We start from the raw sequence: 24,439 nt of genomic DNA, 5'->3' as shown, positions 1-24,439 counted from the left end.
CAGGTGCGGCCTCGGCGGGCTTACCTGCCTCGGTCGCCGACGGCTTCGTCTCGGATTTGGGTTCGGTCGCGGCAGTCACCGCTCGTACGGCGCTCTGGCATGCTGACGACAGGCCCGACATGTTCTTCTGCAGACATTGCAGCGCCTCTGCCCCACCGGGGGTCACGCTGGAGCAATGCGCCATGTAGTCCGAACGACACGAGGATTTGATGGCGCTGCGCTGCGCATTGGTCGGTGCCTGTGCGTAGGCTTGAGCCGCGGTGAGCGCGATAACGACAACCATCGAAAACAGCGAGATGTGTTTGAAGCTATTTGTCATCGAGAAAAATCCTTGCAGTTGAAATTTCCACTCTGCCGGCGATCACATGAACAAACGGCGGCAGCTAATGAAGCAAACGCTGCACGCATCAGCCCGCGCGGCTGACGCGAGGCGCCGCGGACATTTGATGCATCGTGACCAGTTAAGCTGCGCCCTGCGGCCGCCCTTGGCAACTGTGAAAAAATGGGTGGATTGCTGTCATTTCGGACTCATCGGAAACGTCATGCAGCCCTCATTTGCAGTGACGGGACGTTGCAATGGACACGCAATCCACGATCTGTATCTTTATGTATCATTCTTGCTTTGCGGTTTCGCTGCACGATGATTGTTGCTATTCAGACCGCTGTTTCGATAGTTCATTTCATCGACCTGTCGATGTTCACGACAACCGGATCACGGACTGATGCCGACGCCTTCGCCAGCACGCTCCCACTCCCTCGCGCAACGGCTGTCCCGCGCCGCCCTGTTTGCGCTCACCTCCACGCTGTTGGCCGCCTGCGAGCAGAATACCTTCCAGCCCCCGCCGCCGCCGAAAGTCGACGTCGCACAGCCGGTCCGGCACGCAGTCACGCGCTATCTCGAAGCCACCGGCAATACCGCACCGGTGAAAAGCGTCGATCTGGTCGCACGGGTACAGGGTTTCCTGCAGTCGATCGACTACAAGGACGGCGAGGCCGTGAAGGAAGGCGCCACGCTGTTCACGATCGAGCCGGAGACCTACAAGCTCAAGCTCGACCAGGCGCAGGCCGCCGAGGCCGGAGCGCAGGCCTCGCTGAAGCAGACCGAGGCCGACTTCAGGCGGCAGTCCGATCTGGTGGCACGGCAGGCGGTGTCGCAGGCGACGCTCGAAAATTCGACCTCGGCCCGCGACAACGCGCAGGCCAACCTGCAGCAGGCCCAGGCCAATACCAGGATCGCGCAAGTCAACTACGGGTACACCAAGGTGACAGCGCCGTTCGATGGCGTCGTCAGTGCGCATCTGGTCTCGATCGGCGAGCTTGTCGGCGTCGCCTCGCCGACGCAGCTTGCCACCATCGTCTCGCTCGATCCGATCTATGTGAACTTCAATGTCAACGAGCAGGACGTGCTGCGGATCCGGGCCGAGGCCCGGCAGCGCGGGCTGACGCCATCCGACTTCAGGCAGATCCCGGTGGAAATTGGTCTGCAGACCGAAGACGGCTACCCGCATGAGGGCAGGCTCGACTACGCGGCACCGACCATCAATCAGTCCACCGGCACGCTCGCGGTCCGCGGCATCATCCCGAACCCGAACCGCGTGCTGCTGCCCGGCTATTTCGTCCGCATCCGCGTTCCGGTCGAACGCGTGCCCGATGCGCTTCTCGTGCCGGACACCGCGCTCGGCAGCGACCAAAGCGGCCGCTACGTGCTCGTCGTCACTGGCGACAATACAATCGAGCAGCGCAAGGTGACGATCGGCCAGCGCGATGGCGCGTTGCGCGTCATAGAAACCGGATTGAAGGCGGAGGACCGCGTGGTGATCGCGGGGCTGTTGCGTGCGATCCCCGGACAGAAGGTCGATCCGCAACTGAAGACGATCGAGCCACAGGCCTCAGCCGGGAAATAGGCCATGATCTCTAAATTCTTCATCGAGCGCCCGGTCCTCTCCAACGTCATCGCGATCCTGATGATGCTGATCGGCGCGGTCGCGTTGTTCAATCTTGCGATCGCGCAATATCCCGATGTGGTGCCGCCGACCGTGCAGGTCACGACGCGCTATCCCGGCGCGAGCGCAAAGACGCTGATCGATACCGTGGCCTTGCCGATCGAGCAGCAGGTCAACGGCGTCGAGGACATGTTGTACATGCAGTCCTACAGCGGCGCCGACGGCACCTACACGCTGACGGTGACCTTCAAGATCGGCACCGATCTCAACTTCGCGCAGGTGCTGGTGCAGAACCGCGTCTCCAGCGCGTTGTCGCAATTGCCGCAGGCGGTGCAGAACCAGGGCGTCACCGTGCAGAAGCGGTCGACCTCGATCCTGCTGTTCGTCACCTTGACGTCTCCGGATGCCAGATACGACAGCCTCTATCTAAGCAACTACGCCACCATCAATCTGAAGGATGAGTTGGCGCGGCTGCCCGGCGTCGGCAACGTGACCGTGTTCGGGTCCGGCCAATATTCGATGCGGATATGGCTCGATCCGAGCAAGCTGCAGGTGCGCGGCCTGGTGCCGCAGGACGTCATCCAGGCGGTCCAGCAGCAGAGCCAGCAGGTCGCGGCCGGCCAGGTCGGGGCGCCGCCGACGCCGCCCGGCCAGGCCTTCCAATATACACTCAACGTTGCCGGCCGGCTCGACGATGCCAAGCAGTTCGAGGACATCATCGTCAAGACCGGCAACAATGGTGACGTCACGCGGCTGCGCGATGTCGGCTCGGTCGAGCTCGGCGCACAGACCTACAGCCAGATCTTCTCGCTCAACCGGCAGCCCGCCGCCGGCATCGGCGTGTTCCAGTCGCCCGGCGCCAATGCGCTCGAGGTCGAGCAGGCCGTGGAGAAGAAGATGGCCGAGCTCGCCAAGGCGTTCCCGCCCGGCGTCCAATACGATACGCCGTTCGACACCACCAAATTCGTCAGTGCCTCGGTTCACGAGGTCTACAAGACCCTGATCGAGGCCGGCCTATTGGTGCTCGTCGTCATCCTGGTGTTCCTGCAGGACTGGCGGGCGATGCTGGTCCCGACCACGACGGTGCCTGTCACCATCATCGGCGCGTTCGCGGCGATGGCCGCGCTCGGCTTCACCATCAACATGTCGACCCTGTTCGCCATCGTGCTCGCGATCGGCATCGTGGTCGATGACGCGATCGTCGTCGTCGAAGGCGCGGCGCACAATATCGAGCGCGGCATGAACGGCCATGACGCCGCGATCCGCGCCATGGATCAGCTATTCGCACCGATCGTCGGCATCACCTTGGTGCTGATCTCGGTGTTCCTGCCGGCGGCGTTCCTGCCGGGGCTCACGGGGCGCATCTACGCGCAATTCGCGCTGGTGATCGCCGCGACCGCGCTGCTCTCGGCGATCAATGCCGCCACCCTGAAGCCGACGCAATGCGCGCTGTGGCTGCGTCCGCCGGTGCCTCCCGAAAGCCGCAACCTGTTCTATCGCGGCTTCAACAACCTCTATGGGCGGCTGGAACGGCGTTACGCGGCGCTGATCGGCCGGCTGGTCGCGCACAGCAACACCTCCGTGATCGTCGCGCTGATCCTGATCGCGATCGGCGGCTACGGCCTGTCACGGGTGCCAACCGGCTTCCTGCCGATCGAGGACCAGGGCTATCTGATCGCCGCCGTGCAACTGCCCGACGGAGCCGCGCTCGAGCGCACGCAAAACGCCTTGGAGAAGGTGAGCGAGATCGCCGGCCAGACGCCGGGCGTGGCGCAGGTCGTTACCATCGCCGGCATTTCCGCGCTCGACAACAGCGCGAGCCTGGCGAATGCCGGGGTCGCCTATATCGTCCTGAAGGACTGGGATTCCCGCGGCAAGGGCGAAGACCTGCGCTCCTTGGTGTACGGACTGAACGACAAGATGGCGGCGGTGACGGAGGCGCGCGTCGTGGTGCTGCCACCGCCGCCTATCCAGGGCATCGGCAATGCCGCGGGCTTTGCCATGCAGGTCGAGCTGCGCGACGGTAACGCCGATTACGCCAAGCTGCAGGCCATGACGTCAGCCATGGTGGCCAACGCCCAGAGCCAGAGCGCGCTGCAGCGAGTGCAGTCGCCGTTCCGTGCCCAGGTGCCGCAGTTCGACGTCGAGATCGACCGCATCAAGACGCAGACCCTGCACGTCACCACGGACGCCGTGTTCTCGGCGCTCTCCTCCTATCTCGGCGCCTCCTTCGTCAATCAGTTCAACAAATTCGGCCGGGTGTTCCAGGTCTATGTACAGGCCGACGCCAGCGCGCGGCTGACCGCGGGCCAGATCGAGAACCTGATGGTGCGCAATCAGAACGGCGACATGGTCCCGCTCGGAACCGTCGCCACGATCCGGCCGAGCGTCGGCCCCTCTTTGATCAGCCTGTACAATCTCTATCCGTCAGCCACCATCATCGGCCTGCCGGCGCAAGGCTACAGCTCCGGACAATCGCTGAAGCTGATGGAGCAGGTCGCAGACAAGACCTTGCCGCCCGGCGCGGGCTACGAATGGACGGCGATGTCCTATCAGGAGAAGGCGGTCTCCAACCAGATCTACCTCACCTTCGGCCTCGCGCTGCTCTTGGTCTATCTCGTGCTCGCCGGGCAGTATGAAAGCTGGTACGCACCGATTTCTGTGATCCTCGCTGTCCCCTTGTCGCTGCTCGGCCCGATGGCGGTGTTGAGCGCGCTCAAGATCGACAACAATCTCTATGTCCAGATCGGGCTGATCCTCCTCATCGCGCTGTCGGCCAAGAACGCGATCCTGATCGTCGAAGTCGGACTCGAGCTGCATGGCCGCGACGGCAAGCCGCTGCTGGAATCCGCCATCGAGGCGGCCCGCGCCCGCTTCCGCCCGATTCTGATGACGTCCTTCGCCTTCATCCTCGGCGTGGTGCCGCTGGTGCTCGCCACTGGCGCCGGCGCCAGCGCGCGCAAATCGATCGGCATCACCGTGTTCTCGGGCATGCTGGCCTCGACCTGCCTCGCCGTGCTGTTCGTGCCAGCATTCTTCGTGGTGGTGCAGCGGTTCGAGAACTGGCTTGCCGCGCGGAAGAAGAAGCCGGGCGCGGCGGCCGCAGCCGCGCAGGGATCGTGACCTTCTTTCGATGCGCCTGGTGCTGCTCGCGGTTCAGATCGTCGTGGCGGGGCTCAGCCTCGCGAACATCATATATTTCCGGCTGAACAATCTGCTGGCGCCATCGCAGCCCGAGGCCGCGACCTCCGGCGCGGTCCTTGCGATCGTCGGGCTGACGATCGCTGCGATTGGCGTCAGCCGCAAGGCCACGGCGCCGCGCCTGCCAACCATCTTGGCGCTTCTGATCGTCTTGACCGGAACCGCAGGTTTCGTACCGCGCTTGACCGCGGTGTACGAGGCCGATGTCGCAGCGCGGTTGCGCGAACGAGATGATCAAAACGCCGAACAGATCATGCAGAGCGACCTGACGCGATGGAGCGCCGAGATCGACGCACGCCTCGCCGAACATCGGGCTCTGAGCGGTGACGAGGCCTGGGCGCTGCTCGACGCGGTCAGGGAATCCGACCTGCGCTATCGCGGCCTCGCCAACCGTCAGCCGGAGGCGATCGCGCTGTTGCAGAAGGCGATGAAGGGCAAGGTCTTCGACCCGAACGTGATGGTGCAAGGCAAACGCCCAGTCGATACCGCGCCACGGCCGCTGTTTCTGCAATTCTACAAGGAGACGATTGAAACTGGTAAGCGCGCGCGTGCAGTGCGCGCTGCCGACTGGCAACTCATGCAGGTGCTCGCCGTCGGCGCAGACCTGACACGGCCGGAGGCGGCCGCGCTCGCTGCCGACCTCGGCAGGACGGTGAAGCCGAGGGCCGGCGACTTCATCACGCTGGACTAGCTGACAGCGTCCAAAGCGACGGGGCCGGCGCACGACATCAAGCACAGTGCCTCGCGAACGTCACTGCACGCGCAAGGGCGTGTCCTTCAGCCCGTTGTCGTCATAGGCCTTGCGCAAGAGGCCGTTCGATGCAGCCTCCGTCATGAAGGCAGTAACGAAGCTCAGCGACTGTGGATGATCCAGCGGCACCGCCACGGCGGTGACCGTCTTCTTGAAGGTCTCGTCGAGCACGCGCGTGCCCGGGAGCTTCTTGGCCATCGCATTGAGCTGGTCGCGCGACAGCGCAAAGGCATCGACCTCGCCTCGCTGCAGCAGGCCGAAGATTTCGTCATAGGTCTGGTAGCCGGTGACGTGCGCGTTCTTCAGATGCGCCACGGCGCCACGCATGGTCGTGGTGTTATTGACCGCTGCGACCTTGACTCCCGGCTGATCAAGCGTCGCGAAGCTCGTCACGGTCGAGCCGGCCTTCACGATATAGGTTGCGTCCGCAACCTCATAGATCGGACCGAACGCCATTTTGGTCTCGCGCTCGGGATCCTTGGGCAGGAAGGTGACATCCCAGGTGCCCTTGGACGCGGCATCGGTGATCTGCCCCGAGTTCTGGTGAACGACGTAGTCGACGGGCACGCCGAGCCTCGCGGCCATGGCTTTGCCGAGATCGACCGGGACGCCGGCATAGCCGCTTTCGGTCTTTGTGCACCAAAACGCGCCGCCGGCCGGACTGATCGCGATCGCCACCCGCAGCCGACCAGCCGGCGCGATCTCATCCTTCAGGTCACTGGCGTGCACGCCAGCCACTCCGGACACGATGCCGGCAACGGCCAGCGTTGCGGCCCACAACCAGCGCCACTCGCTCATGAAGCCTCTCCTTGCAGACCGGAAGGCCGGCCATCGTGATGACGATGCATCGCATACAAACGCGCCACGGCGGTTCGAGGCAAGACGCACGCACAGTCAAATCGGCGCGACATTCGACGGCAGCCCGTTCATGCGCCCGTCACTCCGCAGCCGCTTCCCGCAGCGCGACCCGTGGCGTCCTGATCTCCGGGGGCAAGATCAGCGCTGCGGCGATCGCAAACAGGCACAGGCCGGCAAAGGCGTGCAGCATGGTCGAGAACCCGCCGTGCTCATAAAGCCAGGCGACCAGCCCGACCGATGCGCCGGCGGCGGTGAAGCCGACGAAATAGCGCACCGAATAGGCGCGCGAGCGCCATTCCTCGGAGGTGTATTTGCCGACCATGGCATCGTTGACGGTGACCTGTCCGAAGGCGCCCATCACGATGCCGATCGAGACCAGGATCAAGGGCAGATCGGAAAAATCGGCGGCGAGATACAGCAGCGGCGCCAGGATGAACGACAGCGGCAGCGCGACGGTTTTCAGCGCGTGCCGGTCGAGCAGCCGGCCGATGGTGTATTGAGTCATCGCACCGAACACGTAAACGCCCGCCGCGATCAGGCCGAGCAGCGCCGGGCTCTGCGTCAGGTCGGCCAGCCGTTCGGCGAACAGCTTTGGCAGCGCCACCGTGACCGCGTTGAAGGTGGTGGAGATCGCGATGACGACGATGAGCAGCGCCACCACCACCCGCCACATATGCTCGCGCGCGACCCGGGCCTGCGCGGCGGCCTGCTTCGCGCCGCGGCGGTCCTCATGCACGACCGTCAGGGCAAAGACCGCGCCGATCAGCATCGTCGCGACGCCCGGAATGATGAAAGCGAACCGCCAGCCGAGATATTGACCGATCACACCGGTGACCAGCGCCGAGGAGGCCACGCCGAGATTGCCCCACACGCCGTTGATGCCCATTTCGCGTCCGAGCTTCTCGGCATAGGAGACGATCATCGCGGTGCCCACCGGGTGATAGATCGAGGCGAACAGGCCGATCGCGAACAGGGTCGCACCGAGCTGCAGCGGCGTCTGGACCAGCCCGACCGCGACCATCGCGGCGCCGATCCCGAGATAGAAGATCAGCATCATATGACGGCGGCTCCAGCGGTCGCCGAGCCAGCCGGTCAGCAGCGAGCCGGCGCCGAAAGCGATGAAGCCCGGGGTCGCATAGGGCAGCAGTTCCGCATAGCTCATGCCGAGCGCCGGCCCCATGATGACGACGGCGGCGGCGAAAATCAGCATCGCGTAGTGATCGATGAAATGACCGGCGTTCACGAAGCCGATCACCTTGCTCGGATGGTTCATAGGACGGGTGCTCGTGTTGGCGTGAAATCGGTTATAGTCGCTTCCTATGACGGGATGCCGCCAATGACCATCGTCGACGCGCCAATCCGAGCCCTCGTTCCCGACCGCCGCGCCGTCCAGGCCGGCGTGCACTTGGTCGCACGCAGCTACAGGAAGGGCGCGCGGCTTGACCCGCATAAGCATCGCGAGGCCCAGCTGGTCTATGCCGCAAGCGGCACCATGCAGGTCACCACGCCGAAGGGTCGATGGCTGGTGCCGCCGGACCGCGCGGTGTGGGTGCCGGCCCATCACGCACACGCGATCGACATGCTGTCGGACTGCGAGATGCGCTCGATCTATTTCGACGACGATTGGTTGCAGCGCGAGATGAGCGGGACGCGGCTCGACCAGGAATTCGTGGTGCAGGTCTCGCCGCTGTTGCATCACGCCATCCTGGCGCTGTTCGAAGCTCGGAAAGACCGCGAACGTGCCGACCTCCTGGTCCGGCTCGCGATGCTCGAATTGCGCGGCGCGGATGATTCCGCGACCTTCATTCCCCTGCCCCAGGAGCCGCGCTGCCGGCGCGCCGCCAACATCGTCCTGGCGGCTCCCGCCGCCGCCTACGACATCGAGACGCTCGCCGGCCAGGTCGGCACGTCGGCGCGGACACTGTCGCGGCTGTTTGCCGCAGAAACCAAGCTCAGCTTCAAGGCCTGGTGCCAGCGGGCTCGGATCGCCGCCGCAATCGAGCGGCTGTCGACCGAGCGTCATCTCACCGTCAAGCAGCTGGCATCCGAGCTCGGCTATGCCAGCTGGCCCGCCTTTTCGCACGCCTTCCGGCAGGTGACCGGCAAGTCGCCGACCGACTTCGTCCGGCGCTCTTGACCAATTGTTATGCTTGAATGTGACAAGCTTTGCCATAAATCAATGTAAGATCGATTATATCGCCCGGATTCGACGAGATCAGATGGCCAACGCCTTTTTCACCGACCTGCTTGCCACCATCTCCGACCGCGGGCGCACCCTTCTTCGCCGCGGCGATCCCGCCGTCGACAAGCATGACGCGCAAAGCCTGACCGAGCTCTGCCAGGCGTTGCTGTCCGGCGCCGGCGAAGCGTCGGGGACCGCAATGGCGCGCGACGTGCTCGACGGCTATCACGATCTCGATGCCGACGGGCAGAAGGCGTTCTTCACCGCGCTGGTGCACGATTTCGGCCCTGATACGGCGAAGCTTGCCAAGGCCATCGAAAGCTGGCGCGCGGAGCCGACCGATAAGGCCACCAGCGAGCTGCATTTTGCCTCCGAACCGCGCCGGCAGGAGCTGATCCGCCGGCTCAACCGCGCGCCGGGCGGCACCGGCGAGTTGGTCGCGATGCGGACCGATTTGCTCGGTCTGATGAAGGCCAATCCGGAGCTTGCCGCACTCGACCGCGACGTCGTCCATCTCTTGAGTTCTTGGTTTAACAGGGGGTTTCTCGTGTTGCGCCGGATCGACTGGTCCACACCCGCCAACATCCTGGAACAGATCATCCGCTATGAGGCCGTCCACGAGATTCACGATTGGGACGATCTGCGCCGCCGCCTCGATCCGGTCGACCGTCGCTGCTACGCGTTCTTCCATCCGGCCATGCCGGACGCGCCGCTGATCTTCGTCGAGGTGGCGCTGACCGAAACCATACCTGGCGCAATCGCGCCGCTGCTCGCGGTCGACCGGCAGCCAGTGCCGATCGATCGGGCGCGCACCGCCGTGTTCTATTCGATCTCCAACACCCAGCGCGGGCTCGGCGGCATCTCCTTCGGCAACTTCCTGATCAAGCAGGTGGTCGAGGAGCTGCGCCGCGAGCTGCCCAAGCTCGACACCTTCGTGACGCTGTCGCCGGTCCCCGGCTTCATGGGCTGGCTCAAGCAGACCACAGAGATCACTGACGACGACCGCGCGGTGCTGGCGCTGCTGGAGCAGCCGAAATGGTTCGAGAATGCCGAGACGGAAGCGCAATTGCGCGCCGTGCTCGAACCGCTGGCAGCGTACTACTTCCTCAAGGCGCGCACGCCCAAGGGCAAGCTGATCGATCCCGTCGCGCGCTTTCATCTCGGCAACGGCGCGCGGCTCGAGCGCATCAACTGGCTCGGCGACCTCTCGCCTAAGGGCCTGCGCGAATCCGCCGGCATCATGGTCAACTATCTCTACCGCCTCGATGACATCGAGAAGAACCACGAGGCCTTTGCCAATGAGGGCGAGGTGGTGGCCTCCAGCGCGGTGAAGAAGCTGATCAGGACCGAGGGCCGCCGGCTGTTGGATATGCGGCTGTCGTAGATCACCGAGCATCTCTCTCTCCACGCCGTCATTCCGGGACATCGCGAAGCGATGGGCCCGGAATCCATTTCCCGTCGAGGCTCGCGGTAAGATGGATTCCGGGCTCGTGCCTCCGGCACGCCCCGGAATGACAGAGAGTTTCCGGCGCGACAGTGCAAACATGACTTCGCTTTCTCGCGGCGCCAGAGCGTCCGAGCTTTGCAAAAACGTTACCCTCGAAAATTCAGAGGGCGCAGGGAAGACCGGGTGCTTGGCCACACCCATGGCCCCCGTGCGTGAGAAAATGCACGGGGCAGGAACCACAGGTACGACCGGCGCATTCCGGCCTTCCCTGCGCGATGGCTTTACGGGTTATACGCGCTCTCCCCAGGGACCGGCTTTCTTGCCCCTGTCGCCCGCGCGCTCGTCAAAAGCTCGCGGACTTGGCATCAGCACCGGGATGCCAGGACCACACGACTTCTCCGTCCGCATCGGCGCCAGTCGTCTGCCGGCGCCTCCACGTCCACCGCATCCCACCCCGACGTTCGTGACGACGCGTCCGTCCCTCTTCGATGAGGCGAGATGCGTACATAATTGCTGATTTTCCGAAATTGTCAAGCGGAAGACTTTTGGGGTATGACCTGAGCGGGCGATGGGGTTGATGGGGCAAAAGAAATTCGATCCTGCGAACGACTGAACCAAAGGGCTGCAATTGACCCAACGCGGAAATCACGCGGCAGGGTTATCGAGGGACGAATCGCTGGCAGACGGACGAGCGAGGAAGACCTCAAGCCAATCCTCAGATCTCAGGGATTACTATCGTCCGGGACAGTTGCAGCATGGAACCACCTTCGGTCATCCTATTAGTCTAGAGTTGACGTTCCCATTGAGGCGGTCTCAATACCAGCGTGCGTCCTCGGAGAATACAACGATGTCAATTGACCCAATCGCGGTCCTCTCGTCCGAAGAGATCGAGGCGCTTTCGCACCACGTCATTGCAGAAGCACAGGCAGGGCGGAAAGAGGCCGCCTGGCACAAGTTGCAACCTCTACGAAAAGTGCAGCTCCGGCAGCCTGAAGCCGCGATGGCATTACTGGGGATTGTCTACGAGCGATGTCTGCAGAGGGAAGTCGCGATAGACATTTTGTCGGAGGTGGCACAGTCTCACGATCAGGACTTTCGGGTCCTCTCGGCGGTTGGGCGCTGTCTCGAAGCGGCCAGCGACATTGACGATCTGAATGCGCCGCCGCCGGGCGATCCAGTCTTTCATTCGGTGGTCGAAAAGCTTGAGGGGTTGGCTAAGGTCTACGAAGGACGGCCCCAACAGGAACCGATCCTCGAAGGCCTCGCTACCGCGGCGCGAATGCTGGCACGTCAGCGCGATGCGATCGCCGAGAGCAGCCATCGGAAACTCACTGAGATCAATCCTAAAAAAAGCGCTTGTCACTACAATCTGGGCCTTTTCTATAAGACACGAGGCAGATTCTCCGAGGGAGTAACGTCAAATCAGATTGCAGCAAGCCTGGCAGACGAGGTCGTCGAGAGCTATGAATGGAACCTTGGAATCTGCGCCACGGGAGCAGGAAACACCGCGGTTGCCCTAGATGTCTGGAAACGCATGGGGCAGGCAATCGAGATTGGGCGCTTTGGGTTACCGGAAGGTCGATATGCGCAATGCAAGGTGAAGCTTGCCGAGCGGCCGCTGGCAGAGCGGACGTCCGAACTGGATGATCCAGGTGCGGAGGAAACGATCTGGATCGAAAGGCTGAGTCCCTGTCACGGGATTATCCGCAGCGTGCTCTATCAAAATCTGGGTATCAACTATGGCGACGTCGTCCTGATCGACGGAGCACCGATTACGCATCACGCGTACGGCGAGGTCCAGGTACCGGTCTTTCCTCACCTGGCGACGCTGCTACGGCGAAACTACCAGGTGTTCGATTTTGCCGGCACGCAGGATACAGCGCGACAATTAGCTGACATCAGCGCAGACCTGGACGAGGATGCCGTCGTCTATTCGCATTCTGAGAGTTTTAGGATGCTTTGCGCGAATTGCTGGCGCGACCCCGATGTGAATCACGACCAGCACGAGGGAGTGAGAAAGCACGTCGTCACGGGCCGGATCGCTGCTCCGCCCGGCATCGCACCTGCGCGACTTCTGGATCTGATCGACAAAGCGATCGCGAAGCGAGAGCGCTGTCAGCTCTACGCGCCTGACCTTTGCGCGGCGGCGGGACTGACGGCGCGCCAGCGGATCGATAGACGTCGGTTTGCTTTGCTGACTGGCAACTAGTTCAAGCAGAATTCAAGAGATCACAACGTCCGGACCGGAAGCTGGGGCGTCGCCTCTCGATTTGGCTGGCAAGGGGACGGCCAGCAACGAACACGACTTCCCTCAGGCAGCCTAGGGGAGTCGCGATCAGGTATGGCTCATCACAAGGCTAAGGTGCCCGCGACCGAATGGAGCCGCTCGACATGTATGGCTGGTTCCGAAGAAATGTGACGCTTGTCTCTATGCTCCGCAGCGGATCGCTTGAAACATCCTGCTCGACGAAAAGATGGCGCACGCCGCTCTGGGACGCTGCTGCGAGTATGCTGGCGAAGTCGATCGTGCCGTGGCCCAATTCGGTGGTCGAACCATCTTCCGCCATGTCCTTGAGATGAAGGAGTGGAAAGCGCGACGGATTTGTTCTCAAGACGCCCGCAGAGTCGAGATGTCCCTTGGTTGCCCAGTAAACATCGAGCTCGAACTTGACGAAGCGCTCGTCCGTGCGGCTGAGCAAAACGTCATATGGCCGGATGCCGCCTGGCAAGTCCGCAAATTCAAAGTCATGATTGTGATACGCCAGCGTCAGGTCGGAACGCGACGCTCGCTCACCGATCGTGTTCAAATCGTCGCAGATCCGCCTCCAGTCGTCGGACGTCTGCCTTATCGATGGATCCAACCATGGACAAACGACGAACCGGCTGCCGAGCAACTGGGCGATCTCGAACGACCGTGGGGCATCGTCCCGCAGGCTCGCGTAGTCGAGATGCATGGATGGGGCTGCAAGACCGAGGCGCCGCAGGAGCTGACCAGTGCGGCTGACGTCGACACCGAGAATGCCGGCAAACTCCACCTCGCGGTATCCGAGCTCGGTAACTTTCCTCAGCGTCTCCTCAAAGTCGACCTTCAGCAGGTCACGGACCGTGTAGAGCTGCAACCCTTCCTTCCACAGCTCTCGAGCGGATGCTGGATCGATTTTCATCATCGCCCCAGCCGCGATGCATCCTAAAACGTGGCGCCTGCTTGGTTGCGCCGCCATAGGGTCTACCTTGGTGCCTGCAGGACGACTCCGTAGCGCTCATAGATCCGATTAATCGTACCGTTGGTGCGGAACCGGTCCAGAGCTCCGTCGATGGCTTCGCGCAAGCGATCATCGGGGCGCACCATGCCAACGGCAACATTCCAGTTGAGGTCCGCCTCGCTCTCGTCGAGCTCGAGGATCCGTACCATCTTATCCGGATGCGTCAGATTGAAATAGCTGGCCGCGGTGGGGGTGACCGCTGCCGCATCGATCTCATGATTGGCAAGAGCTTCGAGGCTGTCGACCTCGAAACCGAAGGTCGACGTGGGCACGTGGCGCCGACCGAGGGTCATGGCGGCCATCGATCCGACCAAGACGCCGACCTTCGAATGTTCGTCCAGGCTCTTGAAGGAGGTGAGGCGGCTTCCAGGCGGAACCGCCAGCACAACACCCGTGCGGTAATACGGCTTCGATATCCTCAGGTTGGTTTCGCCTTGCGCCTCGCGATCGGCAATCACGTCGAGCACGATATCACAGCCCGCGCTGCGCATCTGGTATTGAGTGATGATCCAGTCGGGCCTGAGCGAGACGCCAAGCTCGCGCGCGAACGCATTGCCCAACTCGATCTGAAACCCAGGAGGGTCACCGGCCTTGTTAGCGAACGGCAGCGAGTTGGGGTGGGCGCATAGGCCGAGCACACCGGAGTCGCGGATCGCAACGAGAGAACGGGCCTCTGCAAGATGGGTCAGCCCTAGCAGGGCGGCGACCACGAGCGGAAGACAGGATTTCATGGAATTCACCGTGCAGCTCAATGTGGCCTAGCCTTGATGTGGCTTCAAAGCGCGGATGTATTTGATGATTTCGTCGATCTGGGCATCGCTGAACACTACGCCGAAGGCAGGCATCGCGCCTTCCTTGCCGTGCTTGATTCGATTGCGGATGAACTCGTCATCCCGCTTGGTGTCCATGAGCTGCGGCCCCTTTCCGGCGGCGCGACCACCGTCAGAGTGGCACCAGCCACAGGTCGTCGCGAACAACTGCCCGACATCAAGCTCTTCGTTTTGCGTGGGCGGAGCAGGCTGCTGCGCGCGCAAGGTCGAGATCGTAACAAGCGCGGCAAGTGTCGGCATAGCCAACATCGTGATCTTCCAAGCCAATCGCATACCGGGCGAACCTACCTCTTAGGGATCCAATACGAGCCGAGCTTCATGAGCTCCGCATGAATGGAGGGAGCGGCTCAGACCACTCCCTCCCGACGTCACGAGGTTCTATTTCAGACTGTAGACGACGAGCGCGCCGTCGTCGCGGGGCATGCTCTTGTAGACGCCGCCGAACGTCGGCGCGTAGTCATCCGAAGCCATCCCGCCGAAGCCGGCGACGACCGCGATGTACTGCTTGCCGTTCGCGGCATAGCTGATGATGCCGCCCTGGTGGCCAGTACCGTCGCCGTGGCTCCACAATTCGGCACCGGAGTCGGCATCGTAGGCATGAACGGTGCCGCGCGAATCCGGCACGAACACCAGATTGCCTCCGGTCGACAACACGCTTCCGAGCGGCGGCTCGGGGAAGCGGACCTCCCACTTCTTGGCGCCGGTGATGGGATCGCGCGCATCGAGATGACCATAGATCTCACCGCCGGGCGGTGGCGCGATCTTGAAGTCGGCTCCGATGTTGAGCTGGGCCTGAGGAGCAACGATTGGCGTTGTCTTCTGAACTTCCAGCGTCATGCACCATTCCTGGCCGAGCTTGTAATAGAGGCCAGTCTTAGGGTTGTACGATCCGGAGTTCCAGCTCACTCCACCAGATATGTGAGGGCACAACGGCTCGGAAACCTTCCCGGCGGAGAAGTCGCGACGGCCGATCAGCTCACCTGTCTTAGGATCAATGTCCTTGACGAAGTTGCTGTTCTGCGTGATCCGCCAGACGTTCTTGACGCCAAGGTTGCGGTCATAGACGAAGATATATCCGCTCTTGTTCGGGTGGACGATGTACTTCTGCCCATCGCGATCGAGCATCACGAACTCGCCGACCGCGCTGTCGAAATCCCAAGCGTCGTGAGGCAGTTCCTGGTGATAAGTCTTCAGCTTGCCCGTATCGATATCGAGCGCAATCACCGAGGTGGTGTAGAGATTGTCTCCGGGGCGCGCCCCCTGCGTCTTGTAATCGGCTCCCGACCAGTCGTAGAGCGGCGCCGGGTTGGCAGTGCCCCACAGGACTGTATTGTTTTCAGAGTCGTAGGTGCCGGGCATCCAGCCTCCGCCGCCGCCCGTGCGCCACGAGTCATTGCCCCAGGTCTTCATGGCATCCTCGGTGCCGGCAACCGTCAGGAATTCCCATTTCTTCTTGCCGGTGGCGGCATCAACGCCGAAGATCGGGCCACGGCCCGGCCATTCGCCGCCTTGCGCGCCGATCACCACCGTTCCCTTGGCGTAAAGCGGTGCTCCGGTGAAACCAACGGTCAGCTTCTGGGAATCGAGCAGTTTGGTGTCCCACATGACCTTTCCGGTCTTCATGTCGAGCGCTATCAGTCGACCATCCATTGTTCCCACGTAGACCTTTCCCTCACCAATGGCGACGCCGCGATTGTAGGGGGAGTGGGTCTGCCGCGCGATCAACGCCTCGTCCAGCTCAGGGAAGTAGGACCAGATCACCTCACCGGTAGCGCCGTTCAGCGCAAAAGTGCGACTATAGGAGCCGGTGTAGTAGAGCACCCCGTCAGCCGCGAGAGGCATCGATTGCAACCCTCGCGTGGAACGTCCGGGGATGTGGATCCAGGCAACACTCAGGTTGTTGATATTACTAGCATTGATCTGTGCCAGGGGGCTGTAGTGATACGATTTGTACGAGCCATGATAGGTCAGCCAATCGTTCTGACCGGCGGCTTCGATCCGCGCCGTGTCGACGGATTGCGCAAACGCCGATGACGCTGTGAGCAGCGCACCGATAACAAGAACAGGCAAACAAGAATAACGCCACTGCTTCTTCATGTAGACTTCCTCCCGCTTTTTGGCTTGCGACTAAGTTAGCTGCGACGACTATTGTCGTTCGCATCGCGGCGCTTCTTCGTCATCACGTCAGCTGCCCGCGCAATTTCCTCCCGCTCGATTCACAAGGAGCTACGCCTTCCGGACTGACTGCTGTTGCGCCCCGTCCGGTGACATAGAGTACGCGGGATCACATGTTGTGCAACGTTGGAATGCGCGCACGGCGACTTAGTGAACGTCAGGAGTACTTACCGAAATCGACATGCTTGCCGGTGACGGAGCCGTGTTGAGCGACAAAAAAATCCCCCGTGAAGGGGGAGTACTACTATTGTCACTGCTTAACCTGAATCATCGGAATAGCTAGCAGTCAGGCATTCCTGCTGGGCGCGAGGAGGCATTGGCGTTGGCACTCGTGCCGGACGTCGGAGCCGTGGAAGTGCTAGAGCTTGAGCCTGGCGATGTTGTTGAACCAACGGTGGTATTTCCAGATGGTCCGGTCGCAGTGGTGCCACTTACGTCGCGAACCACCTTGTTGGCCACGTCCCAGCATTGTTTGAGATCGTGACCACTCGCCCCACCCGTCGAAGTTCCTTGTGCGTTGGCGAATGCCCCGACCGCCAGCAATGCGCAGCTGATCGCCCCTGCGAGATACATCTTTCTCATCATTGGGATTTCCTCCTGGTGCGGCCGGCTTAAGTGCCGACGCCTCTCAATGCCGACACGACATTCAGCGTTCCTCCGGATCAAAGCATGAAGCTGGCAAGGAAAGTCTTCGCGCCTTGTCATTGCGGCACTGCGGCGAAGATGAATTCTCGACGGGCGAAGATCAGTCGAATAGGTCCTTCTCGTCGACTCTGGTCTGATGGCGAAACATGTGGAGAGTCGAACGTCTGCTGCCAGCGGCGGGCAGTCTTGCGGTCTGATCGCGTTGTGTCCTGCCGCGATCCGACACGGCGCTTGTCACCCTGCCGCGCATACGGCCGCAAACGGAGCACAGCCTGCGGAAGATTTTCCGTCAGCTTGAGCCTGACATAGAAGTCTTGGACCGTGCCGGGCTTCCCGATTCTTTTCCACCAGCCGAACTCGGCGTGGAAGCCATAGACGGACGTCTCAGTCGATCACAACCGTCTCCGAATACTGGATCGTCCGCGAAGGCGCCTCCGCGGACGATGACAGTCGAGATGATGCATCCGGATCACTTGTTACGATCTCGCGTTTTGCGGCCGCAACTCACCCTCCGCTGCACTCGCGAGAGCGATCAGGATGATTCCTTGTCGCGGAAATACGGCTCGACGGGCCCGTGAACCTTGATGGTCAGCGGATTGCCGTAGCGGTCCTTGGCGTTGCCAGCGGGGACGCGGATCCAGCCTTCGCTGACGCAATATTCCTCGACATTGGTCTTCTCGACACCTTTGAATCGGATGCCGACGTCGCGGGTCAGGATCTCCGCATTGTAGTACGGGCTCTTCGGATCGACCGACAGACGGTCCGGCAGTTCATTCGCAGTGGTCTTGGTCTCGCTCACAGCAGCGCCTCGATCTGTTTCTTCAATGCCTCAGGTTTGGTGGTCGGCGCGTAGCGCGCCACCACGCAGCCCTCGCGGTCGACCAGGAATTTGGTGAAATTCCATTTGATCGCCGCGCCCAGCAGGCCGCGCTTTTCCCGCTTCAGGAACTTGAACAGCGGATGCGCGGCCGAGCCGTTGACGTCAATCTTCGCAAACAGCGGGAAAGTCACGTCATACTTGCCCGCACAGAATGCGCCAATTTCCGCAGCCGAGCCCGGCTCCTGGGCGCCGAACTGGTTACAGGGAAATCCCAGCACCGCAAAGCCCCGGCTCAGATACCCCCGATAAAGCGCCTCGAGACCGCGATATTGCGGCGTGAAGCCGCAGGCGCTGGCGGTGTTGACGATCAGCAGCACCTGCCCCTCGAACCGCTTCAGCGGCACCTCTTCGCCGCCGAGCGACGTCGCGGCAAAATCATAGATGCTGGGCGCCATCTAGCTCACCGGATCGATCGGCGACGGCGGCGTGCCGCCGGCTTCGATCGCCTCGCCGGCGGCAAGGCACAGGTCTTCACGGAAGCGCTGCGACACCAGCTGCACGCCGACGGGCACCCGCCCGACCAGGCCGGTCGAGATCGTCAAGCCGGGGAGTCCGAAGAAGGGAATCGCAATTTGCGTCAGCTGCGCGTGCCAGACGCGCTGGAACGATGCCTCATCCTTGCGGTCGAGCTGGTCGGGGAACGGCAGTTCGCCGGAGACCGGCAGCAGCAGCACCGGATGCTGCTCGAGGAACATGAGCCATTCGCGGGTCAGGGTCGCGCGGCGGGTCAGCGTCTGCGACAGATCGAACGGATGCACCTTGGCGCGGTTGCCGCGCAGGCAGGCCAGCGCGCCGGGATCCCCCTCCTTCTCGGCGAGCGCGAGCTGCGCCTCGTAGCCGTCGCCCAGCCAGAGCCTGGTCTGCAGCTGAGCTGCCTCCTGCATCGGCGGGGTGTCCTTGAGCTCTTCCACGATCCACCCGGCCCGCTCCAGCCGCTTGGCGGCATCGCGCAGCGCCGTCTGCACCTCCGGCACCGGATTGAGCCCGTCTGGATTGACGCAGAGCGCCACCCGCTTCGGCAGCGGCGGGCCTTCCAGTGGCACCGGCATCCACCAGGGATCGCGCACATCGCGCGCGGACATGGCGGCCAGCGCCAGCCGGAGGTCCTTCACGGTGCGCGCCAGCGGGCCGGAGACGGCGCTGATCTGCGGCCCGATCGGACGCTCCGGCAGCGCGGCGTTGAAGGCGGGAATGCGGCCGACGGTCGGGCGCAGGCCGTGGATGCCGCAGGCATAGGCCGGGTAGCGGACCGAGCCGGCGATGTCGGTGCCGTGGCCGATATGGCCGATACCGGCCGCGGTCGCCGATCCCGCCCCGCCGGAGGAGCCGCCCGGCGTGATCGAGGGATCGCGGGGGTTCTTAGTGTCGCCGTGGACGAGATTGCTGGTGAACCAGCGGTAGGACACGGCCGGCGTGTTGGTGCGCCCCAGCAGCACCGCGCCCGCCTTAACCAAATTCTCGACCACCGGATTGTTGGCGTTCGCGATCACGTCCTTCTGCAGCTTGAGCCCATTGGTGGTGGCAAAACCGGTCTGGTCGACATTGACCTTGATCGTGACGGGAACGCCGGCCAGCGGCCCCGGATCCTCGCCCCGCGCCAGCGCGGCATCGGTCCGATCGGCCTGGGCCAGCACCTCCTCGGGACGGTGGTCGATCACCGCATTGATCTTGGGATTGACCGCCTCCAGCCGGGCGAGCGCCGAGGTCGCAGCCTCGTGAGCGGAGACCTGCTTGGACTTGATGAGGGCGGCGAGGTCGGCAGCCGGCAGGCGCCAGAGGTCGGTCATGGGCAACTCCGTGGTGGCAATCGTTTTCTAGCGCCAGCGGGGCCCGCGAACCAGGGCGGCGGCCGGTCCTTTGCGGCGTGCGGCCATGCGCGCTGCGGATGGACGGCCGGGCGAGCCGCTGCTTTCCGTCCAATGCTATTGCTGAATTGATTCATGCGGAATCAAACTTGGCCAGGGCTGACGATCAAGATTAAGACCTTGAACAAACAAATAAGCCTGGGGGAAACAACATGCTCGGATCTGGCACCGCACTCGCAACGACGCTGATCATCGCCGCTTTCGCAACCGGGCTGGCGCCGCGGACATCTCGCGCCGAGACCTTCGCCTATATCGGCAACGCCGACAGCAATGACATCAGCGTCTTCCGGCTCGATCCCGCCACCGGCGAGATGGCTCCGGTGCAGACCGCCGCCTTCCCCGGCGTCGAGAAGCCGGGCTCGTCGACGCCGCTGGCGATCAGCCCCGACCGTCGCGTGCTGATCGCGGGCGTCCGCTCGCAGCCTTATCTGGCGGTCAGCTTCGCCATCGATCCCAAAAGCGGCCAGCTCAGCCCTATCGCCAACGGCCCGCTGGCCGACAGCATGGCCAATATCGCCTTCGACCGGTCAGGCAAATTCCTGTTCAGCGCCTCCTATGGCGGCAACAAGGTCGCAATCAATCCGGTGCAGGCGAATGGCGCGGTCGCAGCACCTGCCCAGGTGATCCCGACCGGCCTGAACGCACATGCCTTCCTGCCCGCACCCGACAACCGCTTCGTGTTCGCGACCAATCTCGGCTCCGACCAGGTGCTCAGTTTCAAGTTCGACGCGACCACCGGCGCACTGACGGCGAACGAGGCGGGCACTGCGAAAACGCCTGAAAAATCAGGTCCGCGCCACTTCATCTTTCACCCGAACGGCAAGTTCATCTATCTCTTGCATGAGTTGAACGCCGACCTTGCCGTCTATGCCTATGATGCTGACAAAGGCACGTGGCGCGAGGCGCAGCGCACATCGGCCCTGCCCTCCGGCTTTTCGGGAAAGCCTTGGGCCGCCGATCTCCACATCACGCCGAACGGCCAGTTCCTCTACGCCTCGGAGCGGACCTCGAACACCTTGGCCGCGTTCAAGGTCGACGCCGCCAGCGGGCATCTCACCACCATCGGCAATGTCCCGACCGAGACCCAGCCGCGCGGGTTCAATATCGATCCCAGCGGCCACTATCTCGCAGCCGTCGGGGAACTCTCCAACGGCATGAGCCTCTACGGCATCGACCAGGCCAGCGGTGCGCTGACCAAGCTGAAGTCGTATGCCGTCGGCAAGAAGCCGAACTGGGTGGAGTTCGTCACCCTGCCCTGACACGGGCGGCGGCAGTCCAAGGAACGATCGGGCGGTTGGTTGAATTGGCCGCCCGGCGGCGGTTTCAATCGGCGTTGTAATTACCTATATACAGCGCATGAGCACGACCACGACGCCCAGCCGCCACCCGCTTGCAGTCCAACATCCTGAAATCGACGAAAATTCGATCCGTCTCCTGGTCGAGACCTTCTATGGCCGCGCGCGGCAGGATGCCCTGATCGGCCCGATCTTCAACGCCACGGTACAGGATTGGGACGAGCACATCGGCAAGATCGCCGACTTCTGGTCATCGATGCTGCTCAAGACCGGGCGCTATAGCGGTGCGCCCATGCGCCCGCATTTGCTGCTGTCGCTGCAAGGCGCTCATTTCGACCGCTGGCTCCAGCTGTTCGAGGCCACCGTGCGTGAGCTGTTCTCGCCCAAGGTCGCCCAGCTCTTCCTCATCCGCGCCCGCCGCATTGCCGACAGCTTCGAGATGGGGATCGCCACCACCCGCGGCGAGATCGTCCGTCCCCGGCATGCGGTCTCCGGATGAAACCCATCCGGACGAAACGATCAGAAGCCGCCGGCTGCCTCAATGCCGCGTCATCGACTGGGCCGGCATGTCGAAGATCGCCTCGGAGAACGGAAACTCCAGGACGATATCGCCTTCCTCATCGGTGACCTCGATGACCGCGGACAACAACGCCGCGTTTGCACCTTCGGTGCGAAAAAGTTCCCGGATCATATCACGTGCGACTTCCCAGGCACGATCGGGATTGCGCAGCATTTCGCCGTCGGTATCAGAAACCAGCTCGTCGCCGATCCGGGTGTTGAAGAAGTATCGGGGCATAGGCAGATTCCAATAAGGTCGCGCTTTTTGGACGGGACGTCTTGAACAACTCACGACTGATTTATGCGGCGGTTCCGCGTCAGCCTACGAAGAGAACCGGACGCGGTTGCGAACCGATCAATCACGAATTCGTTCTTTTGACAGCCTTGTTTCCCTGACATCGATACTCGTTCCCGTCTGCGACATCGCACTGCAATAAATGGGCCGGACTGGTCCAAACAAAAAGATTCCACTGGCGAACTTTTCTTGACACGGTAGTTTAATGTTGAGGACGAGAAGCGTCCCGATCGAAGAAGGAGAGGACAATGGCCTGGAAAGCACCCAAGATTGTTGAAGTGCCGGTCGGCATGGAAATCAACATGTATGCCTGCGCCGCTCGTAAATAAATTGCGAGTGTGACGTCAACGTCTTGAGGGTGGACGCCCAAGGGCTGCGCATTCTCCAGCCCGATGCGCTGGGTCCGGCGTCCACCCTCGTCCCCAATCCAGCCCGTGCGTGCTTCGATTTGTGTACTTCGATGTGCGTTCTTTGATTTGAGTGAGCTGCCAGGAGACGGGTCATGCTTCGCATCGTCGTCCTGGGCGCCGCCGCCGGCGGCGGAGTACCGCAATGGAATTGCGGCTGCGCGGTGTGCCGGGCCGCCCGGACCGATCATCCCGAGATCAGAAACAGTCAGGCTTCGATCGCCGTCAGCGGCGACGGTATCCATTGGTTTCTGATCAATGCGTCGCCCGACCTGCGCCAGCAGGTTACCCGCGCGCCCCAGCTTCATCCCCGGCCCGGCGTGCTGCGCCATAGCCCGATCGCCGGCGTGATCCTGACCAATGGCGAGATCGACGCGGTCACCGGCCTGTTGTCGATGCGTGAGAGTTCGCCCTTTACCATCTATGCGCACGCTAAGGTGCTTGCGATCCTCAAGTCGAACAGCATCTTCGATGTGCTGAAAGAGGAGAACGTGCGCCGTGTGAGCATCGATGTCGATATCCCGTTCGTGCCGCAATTGCCGGACGGGTCGGCGTCCGGACTTGAGATCACCCCGTTTGCGGTCTCCGGCACCAGCGCCTGGTATCTCCGCGGCAGGGAGCATCCCGGTGGAAGCGCCTCGACCGGCGACACCCTGGGCCTGAAGATTGTCCATCAGGCCAGCGGCAAGTATGTCTATGTGATCATGGCCTGCGCCGACGTCGACGAGGCGTTGAAGACGCGGCTGAGGGATGCGCCTCTGGTGTTTTTCGACGGCACCGTATGGCGCGATGACGAGATGATCCGTGCTGGGCTCGGCGACAAGACCGGCCAGAGCATGGGACATATCGCGATGTCCGGAGAAAGCGGCGCGATCAAGTCGCTGGCGGATATCGGGATCGGCAGGAAGATTTTCCTGCATATCAACAACTCGAACCCGGCGTGGCTCCACGCCTCACAAGAGCGGCAGACATTGGAACGCGAGGGATGGGAAATCCCCGCCGAAGGGATGGAGATCGTGCTGTGAGTGAGGTGAACTTGAGTGGAATGACGGCGCTGTCGATCGGCAAGAATGTGACGCTGAACAGCGCCGGTGAATTGGAAGCGGCGCTCCGCCATATCGGCGCGACGCGCTATCACAACCTGCATCCGTTTCATAAGCTGTTGCATGGCGGCAAGCTCAACAAGGGCCAGGTGCAGGCCTGGGCGCTGAACCGCTACTACTATCAGTCGACGATTCCGATCAAGGACGCGGTAGTGATCTCGCGCTTCCGCGATCGCGCCACCCGGGTCGAGTGGCGGCATCGGATCGAGGATCATGACGGCGATGTCGGCAGTGAGGGCGGCATCGAGCGCTGGCTCAAGCTGACTGAAGGATTGGGGCTTGATACGGCCTATGTCGAGTCGACCGAAGGCATCCTGCCGGCGACGCGCTTTGCGGTCGAGGCTTACGTGCACTTCTGCCGCGACCGCTCGCCGCTCGAAGCGATCGCCTCGTCGCTGACCGAGCTGTTCGCGCCTGGCATCCATGAGGAACGCATCTCGGGCATGCTCGAGCACTATAACTTCGTCAACAGCGATACGATGAGCTACTTCAAGCGGCGGCTGACCCAGGCGCCGCGCGACGCCAATTTCGCGCTGGCCTATGTCAAGGAGTATGCGACCACGCCGGAGCAGCGCGCCTCCGTCTGCAACGCGCTGATCTTCAAGACCAACGTGCTGTGGGTGCAGCTCGATGCGCTCTACCATGCCTATGTCGACGGCCACATTCCGCCCGGCGCGTTCGTGCCGAGGGAGGGCTAGCTTGTTCGTTGTGGAGCGCGGTAGCAGACACGAACACGGTGCG

At 62.5% G+C, this 24,439-nt stretch carries 22 protein-coding genes; 11 read left to right on the top strand and 11 right to left on the bottom strand.

The window, feature by feature from the left end:
• Positions 1–319 (bottom strand): cysteine rich repeat-containing protein (locus tag BRAS3843_RS38240; protein WP_035984174.1); only part of this gene is annotated, 319 nt, incomplete at its 3' end.
• Positions 320–722: 403 nt separating this feature from the next.
• Here BRAS3843_RS38240 and BRAS3843_RS38235 point away from each other — a divergent pair.
• From BRAS3843_RS38235 to BRAS3843_RS38225, 3 genes are read left to right on the top strand one after another with little or no spacing between them, the layout of a single operon-like run.
• Positions 723–1,904 carry an efflux RND transporter periplasmic adaptor subunit gene (locus BRAS3843_RS38235; protein WP_008974675.1) on the top strand — a complete coding sequence of 394 codons (1,182 nt, stop codon included), beginning with the start codon at positions 723–725 and terminating at the stop codon, positions 1,902–1,904.
• Positions 1,905–1,907: 3 nt separating this feature from the next.
• Positions 1,908–5,066 (top strand): multidrug efflux RND transporter permease subunit, encoded by a 3,159-nt coding sequence (locus tag BRAS3843_RS38230; protein WP_008974674.1) that lies wholly within the window; start codon positions 1,908–1,910, stop codon positions 5,064–5,066.
• 10 nt (positions 5,067–5,076) lie between these two features.
• Entirely contained in the window at positions 5,077–5,835 is a 759-nt protein-coding gene (locus BRAS3843_RS38225) for a hypothetical protein (RefSeq protein WP_008974673.1), read from the top strand.
• 60 nt (positions 5,836–5,895) lie between these two features.
• On the opposite strand, the gene BRAS3843_RS38220 is transcribed toward BRAS3843_RS38225, so the two are convergent.
• Both BRAS3843_RS38220 and BRAS3843_RS38215 read right to left on the bottom strand, forming a co-directional pair.
• Positions 5,896–6,693: an ABC transporter substrate-binding protein gene (locus BRAS3843_RS38220; protein WP_008974672.1), complete on the bottom strand. Its 798-nt coding sequence runs from the start codon at positions 6,691–6,693 to the stop codon at positions 5,896–5,898.
• A gap of 139 nt (positions 6,694–6,832) precedes the next feature.
• The gene (locus tag BRAS3843_RS38215) at positions 6,833–8,026 is read right to left on the bottom strand and encodes an MFS transporter (protein ID WP_008974671.1); all 1,194 of its coding nucleotides are present in this window, start codon (positions 8,024–8,026) and stop codon (positions 6,833–6,835) included.
• A 63-nt stretch (positions 8,027–8,089) separates the two neighbouring features.
• Here BRAS3843_RS38215 and BRAS3843_RS38210 point away from each other — a divergent pair, with 63 nt between their 5' ends.
• The 3 genes from BRAS3843_RS38210 (at position 8,090) to BRAS3843_RS38200 (ending at position 12,591) form a co-directional block, all read left to right on the top strand.
• On the top strand, positions 8,090–8,890 hold the full coding sequence (locus BRAS3843_RS38210; RefSeq protein ID WP_008974670.1) for a helix-turn-helix transcriptional regulator: 801 nt from the start codon (positions 8,090–8,092) through the stop codon (positions 8,888–8,890).
• An 82-nt stretch (positions 8,891–8,972) separates the two neighbouring features.
• Positions 8,973–10,319, top strand: coding sequence for a malonyl-CoA decarboxylase (locus tag BRAS3843_RS38205; RefSeq protein ID WP_008974669.1), 1,347 nt, complete (start codon positions 8,973–8,975; stop codon positions 10,317–10,319).
• Positions 10,320–11,229: 910 nt separating this feature from the next.
• Positions 11,230–12,591: a hypothetical protein gene (locus BRAS3843_RS38200; protein WP_008974668.1), complete on the top strand. Its 1,362-nt coding sequence runs from the start codon at positions 11,230–11,232 to the stop codon at positions 12,589–12,591.
• 148 nt (positions 12,592–12,739) lie between these two features.
• Here the strand turns inward: BRAS3843_RS38200 and BRAS3843_RS38195 are convergent, their stop codons facing one another.
• The 7 genes from BRAS3843_RS38195 to BRAS3843_RS38165 all read right to left on the bottom strand — a co-directional run bounded on the left by BRAS3843_RS38195 (position 12,740) and on the right by BRAS3843_RS38165 (position 19,962).
• Positions 12,740–13,549 carry a sugar phosphate isomerase/epimerase gene (locus tag BRAS3843_RS38195; RefSeq protein WP_050886605.1) on the bottom strand — a complete coding sequence of 270 codons (810 nt, stop codon included), beginning with the start codon at positions 13,547–13,549 and terminating at the stop codon, positions 12,740–12,742.
• 59 nt (positions 13,550–13,608) lie between these two features.
• Positions 13,609–14,376, bottom strand: a complete 768-nt coding sequence (locus BRAS3843_RS38190) for a transporter substrate-binding domain-containing protein (RefSeq protein WP_008974666.1) — start codon at positions 14,374–14,376, stop codon at positions 13,609–13,611.
• A gap of 27 nt (positions 14,377–14,403) precedes the next feature.
• Positions 14,404–14,742: a cytochrome c gene (locus BRAS3843_RS40210; RefSeq protein ID WP_244425569.1), complete on the bottom strand. Its 339-nt coding sequence runs from the start codon at positions 14,740–14,742 to the stop codon at positions 14,404–14,406.
• Positions 14,743–14,853: 111 nt separating this feature from the next.
• Positions 14,854–16,572, bottom strand: coding sequence for a PQQ-binding-like beta-propeller repeat protein (locus tag BRAS3843_RS38180; protein ID WP_008974664.1), 1,719 nt, complete (start codon positions 16,570–16,572; stop codon positions 14,854–14,856).
• Between the two features lie 1,255 nt (positions 16,573–17,827).
• Positions 17,828–18,094: a DUF3297 family protein gene (locus BRAS3843_RS38175; protein ID WP_008974661.1), complete on the bottom strand. Its 267-nt coding sequence runs from the start codon at positions 18,092–18,094 to the stop codon at positions 17,828–17,830.
• Positions 18,091–18,570, bottom strand: a complete 480-nt coding sequence (locus BRAS3843_RS38170) for a glutathione peroxidase (RefSeq protein WP_008974660.1) — start codon at positions 18,568–18,570, stop codon at positions 18,091–18,093. The genes BRAS3843_RS38175 and BRAS3843_RS38170 overlap by 4 nt, the downstream gene beginning before the upstream one ends.
• Positions 18,571–19,962: an amidase family protein gene (locus BRAS3843_RS38165; protein WP_008974659.1), complete on the bottom strand. Its 1,392-nt coding sequence runs from the start codon at positions 19,960–19,962 to the stop codon at positions 18,571–18,573.
• Positions 19,963–20,192: 230 nt separating this feature from the next.
• On the opposite strand from BRAS3843_RS38165, the gene BRAS3843_RS38160 reads away from it, so the two are divergent.
• On the top strand, positions 20,193–21,299 hold the full coding sequence (locus BRAS3843_RS38160) for a beta-propeller fold lactonase family protein (RefSeq protein ID WP_008974658.1): 1,107 nt from the start codon (positions 20,193–20,195) through the stop codon (positions 21,297–21,299).
• A 97-nt stretch (positions 21,300–21,396) separates the two neighbouring features.
• A complete protein-coding gene (locus BRAS3843_RS38155; protein WP_008974657.1) occupies positions 21,397–21,834 on the top strand; it encodes a group III truncated hemoglobin in 438 nt (145 codons plus the stop codon).
• Between the two features lie 39 nt (positions 21,835–21,873).
• On the opposite strand, the gene BRAS3843_RS38150 is transcribed toward BRAS3843_RS38155, so the two are convergent.
• Positions 21,874–22,131 carry a hypothetical protein gene (locus tag BRAS3843_RS38150; RefSeq protein ID WP_008974656.1) on the bottom strand — a complete coding sequence of 86 codons (258 nt, stop codon included), beginning with the start codon at positions 22,129–22,131 and terminating at the stop codon, positions 21,874–21,876.
• Positions 22,132–22,436: 305 nt separating this feature from the next.
• Here BRAS3843_RS38150 and pqqA point away from each other — a divergent pair, with 305 nt between their 5' ends.
• The 3 genes from pqqA to pqqC all read left to right on the top strand — a co-directional run bounded on the left by pqqA (position 22,437) and on the right by pqqC (position 24,396).
• Complete coding sequence (gene pqqA, locus BRAS3843_RS40205; protein WP_012029362.1) at positions 22,437–22,517, top strand: pyrroloquinoline quinone precursor peptide PqqA; 81 nt, start codon at positions 22,437–22,439, stop codon at positions 22,515–22,517.
• Positions 22,518–22,690: 173 nt separating this feature from the next.
• A complete protein-coding gene (gene pqqB / locus BRAS3843_RS38145; RefSeq protein ID WP_008974655.1) occupies positions 22,691–23,620 on the top strand; it encodes a pyrroloquinoline quinone biosynthesis protein PqqB in 930 nt (309 codons plus the stop codon).
• A complete protein-coding gene (pqqC, locus tag BRAS3843_RS38140; protein WP_008974654.1) occupies positions 23,617–24,396 on the top strand; it encodes a pyrroloquinoline-quinone synthase PqqC in 780 nt (259 codons plus the stop codon). Before pqqB ends, pqqC begins: the two co-directional genes overlap by 4 nt.
• Positions 24,397–24,439 lie beyond the last annotated feature (43 nt).

The organism is Bradyrhizobium sp. STM 3843, from assembly GCF_000239815.1.
Lineage (GTDB): Bacteria > Pseudomonadota > Alphaproteobacteria > Rhizobiales > Xanthobacteraceae > Bradyrhizobium.
The sequence above is the reverse complement of the archived record's forward strand: the minus strand, read 5'-3'. Positions and strand labels throughout refer to the sequence as shown.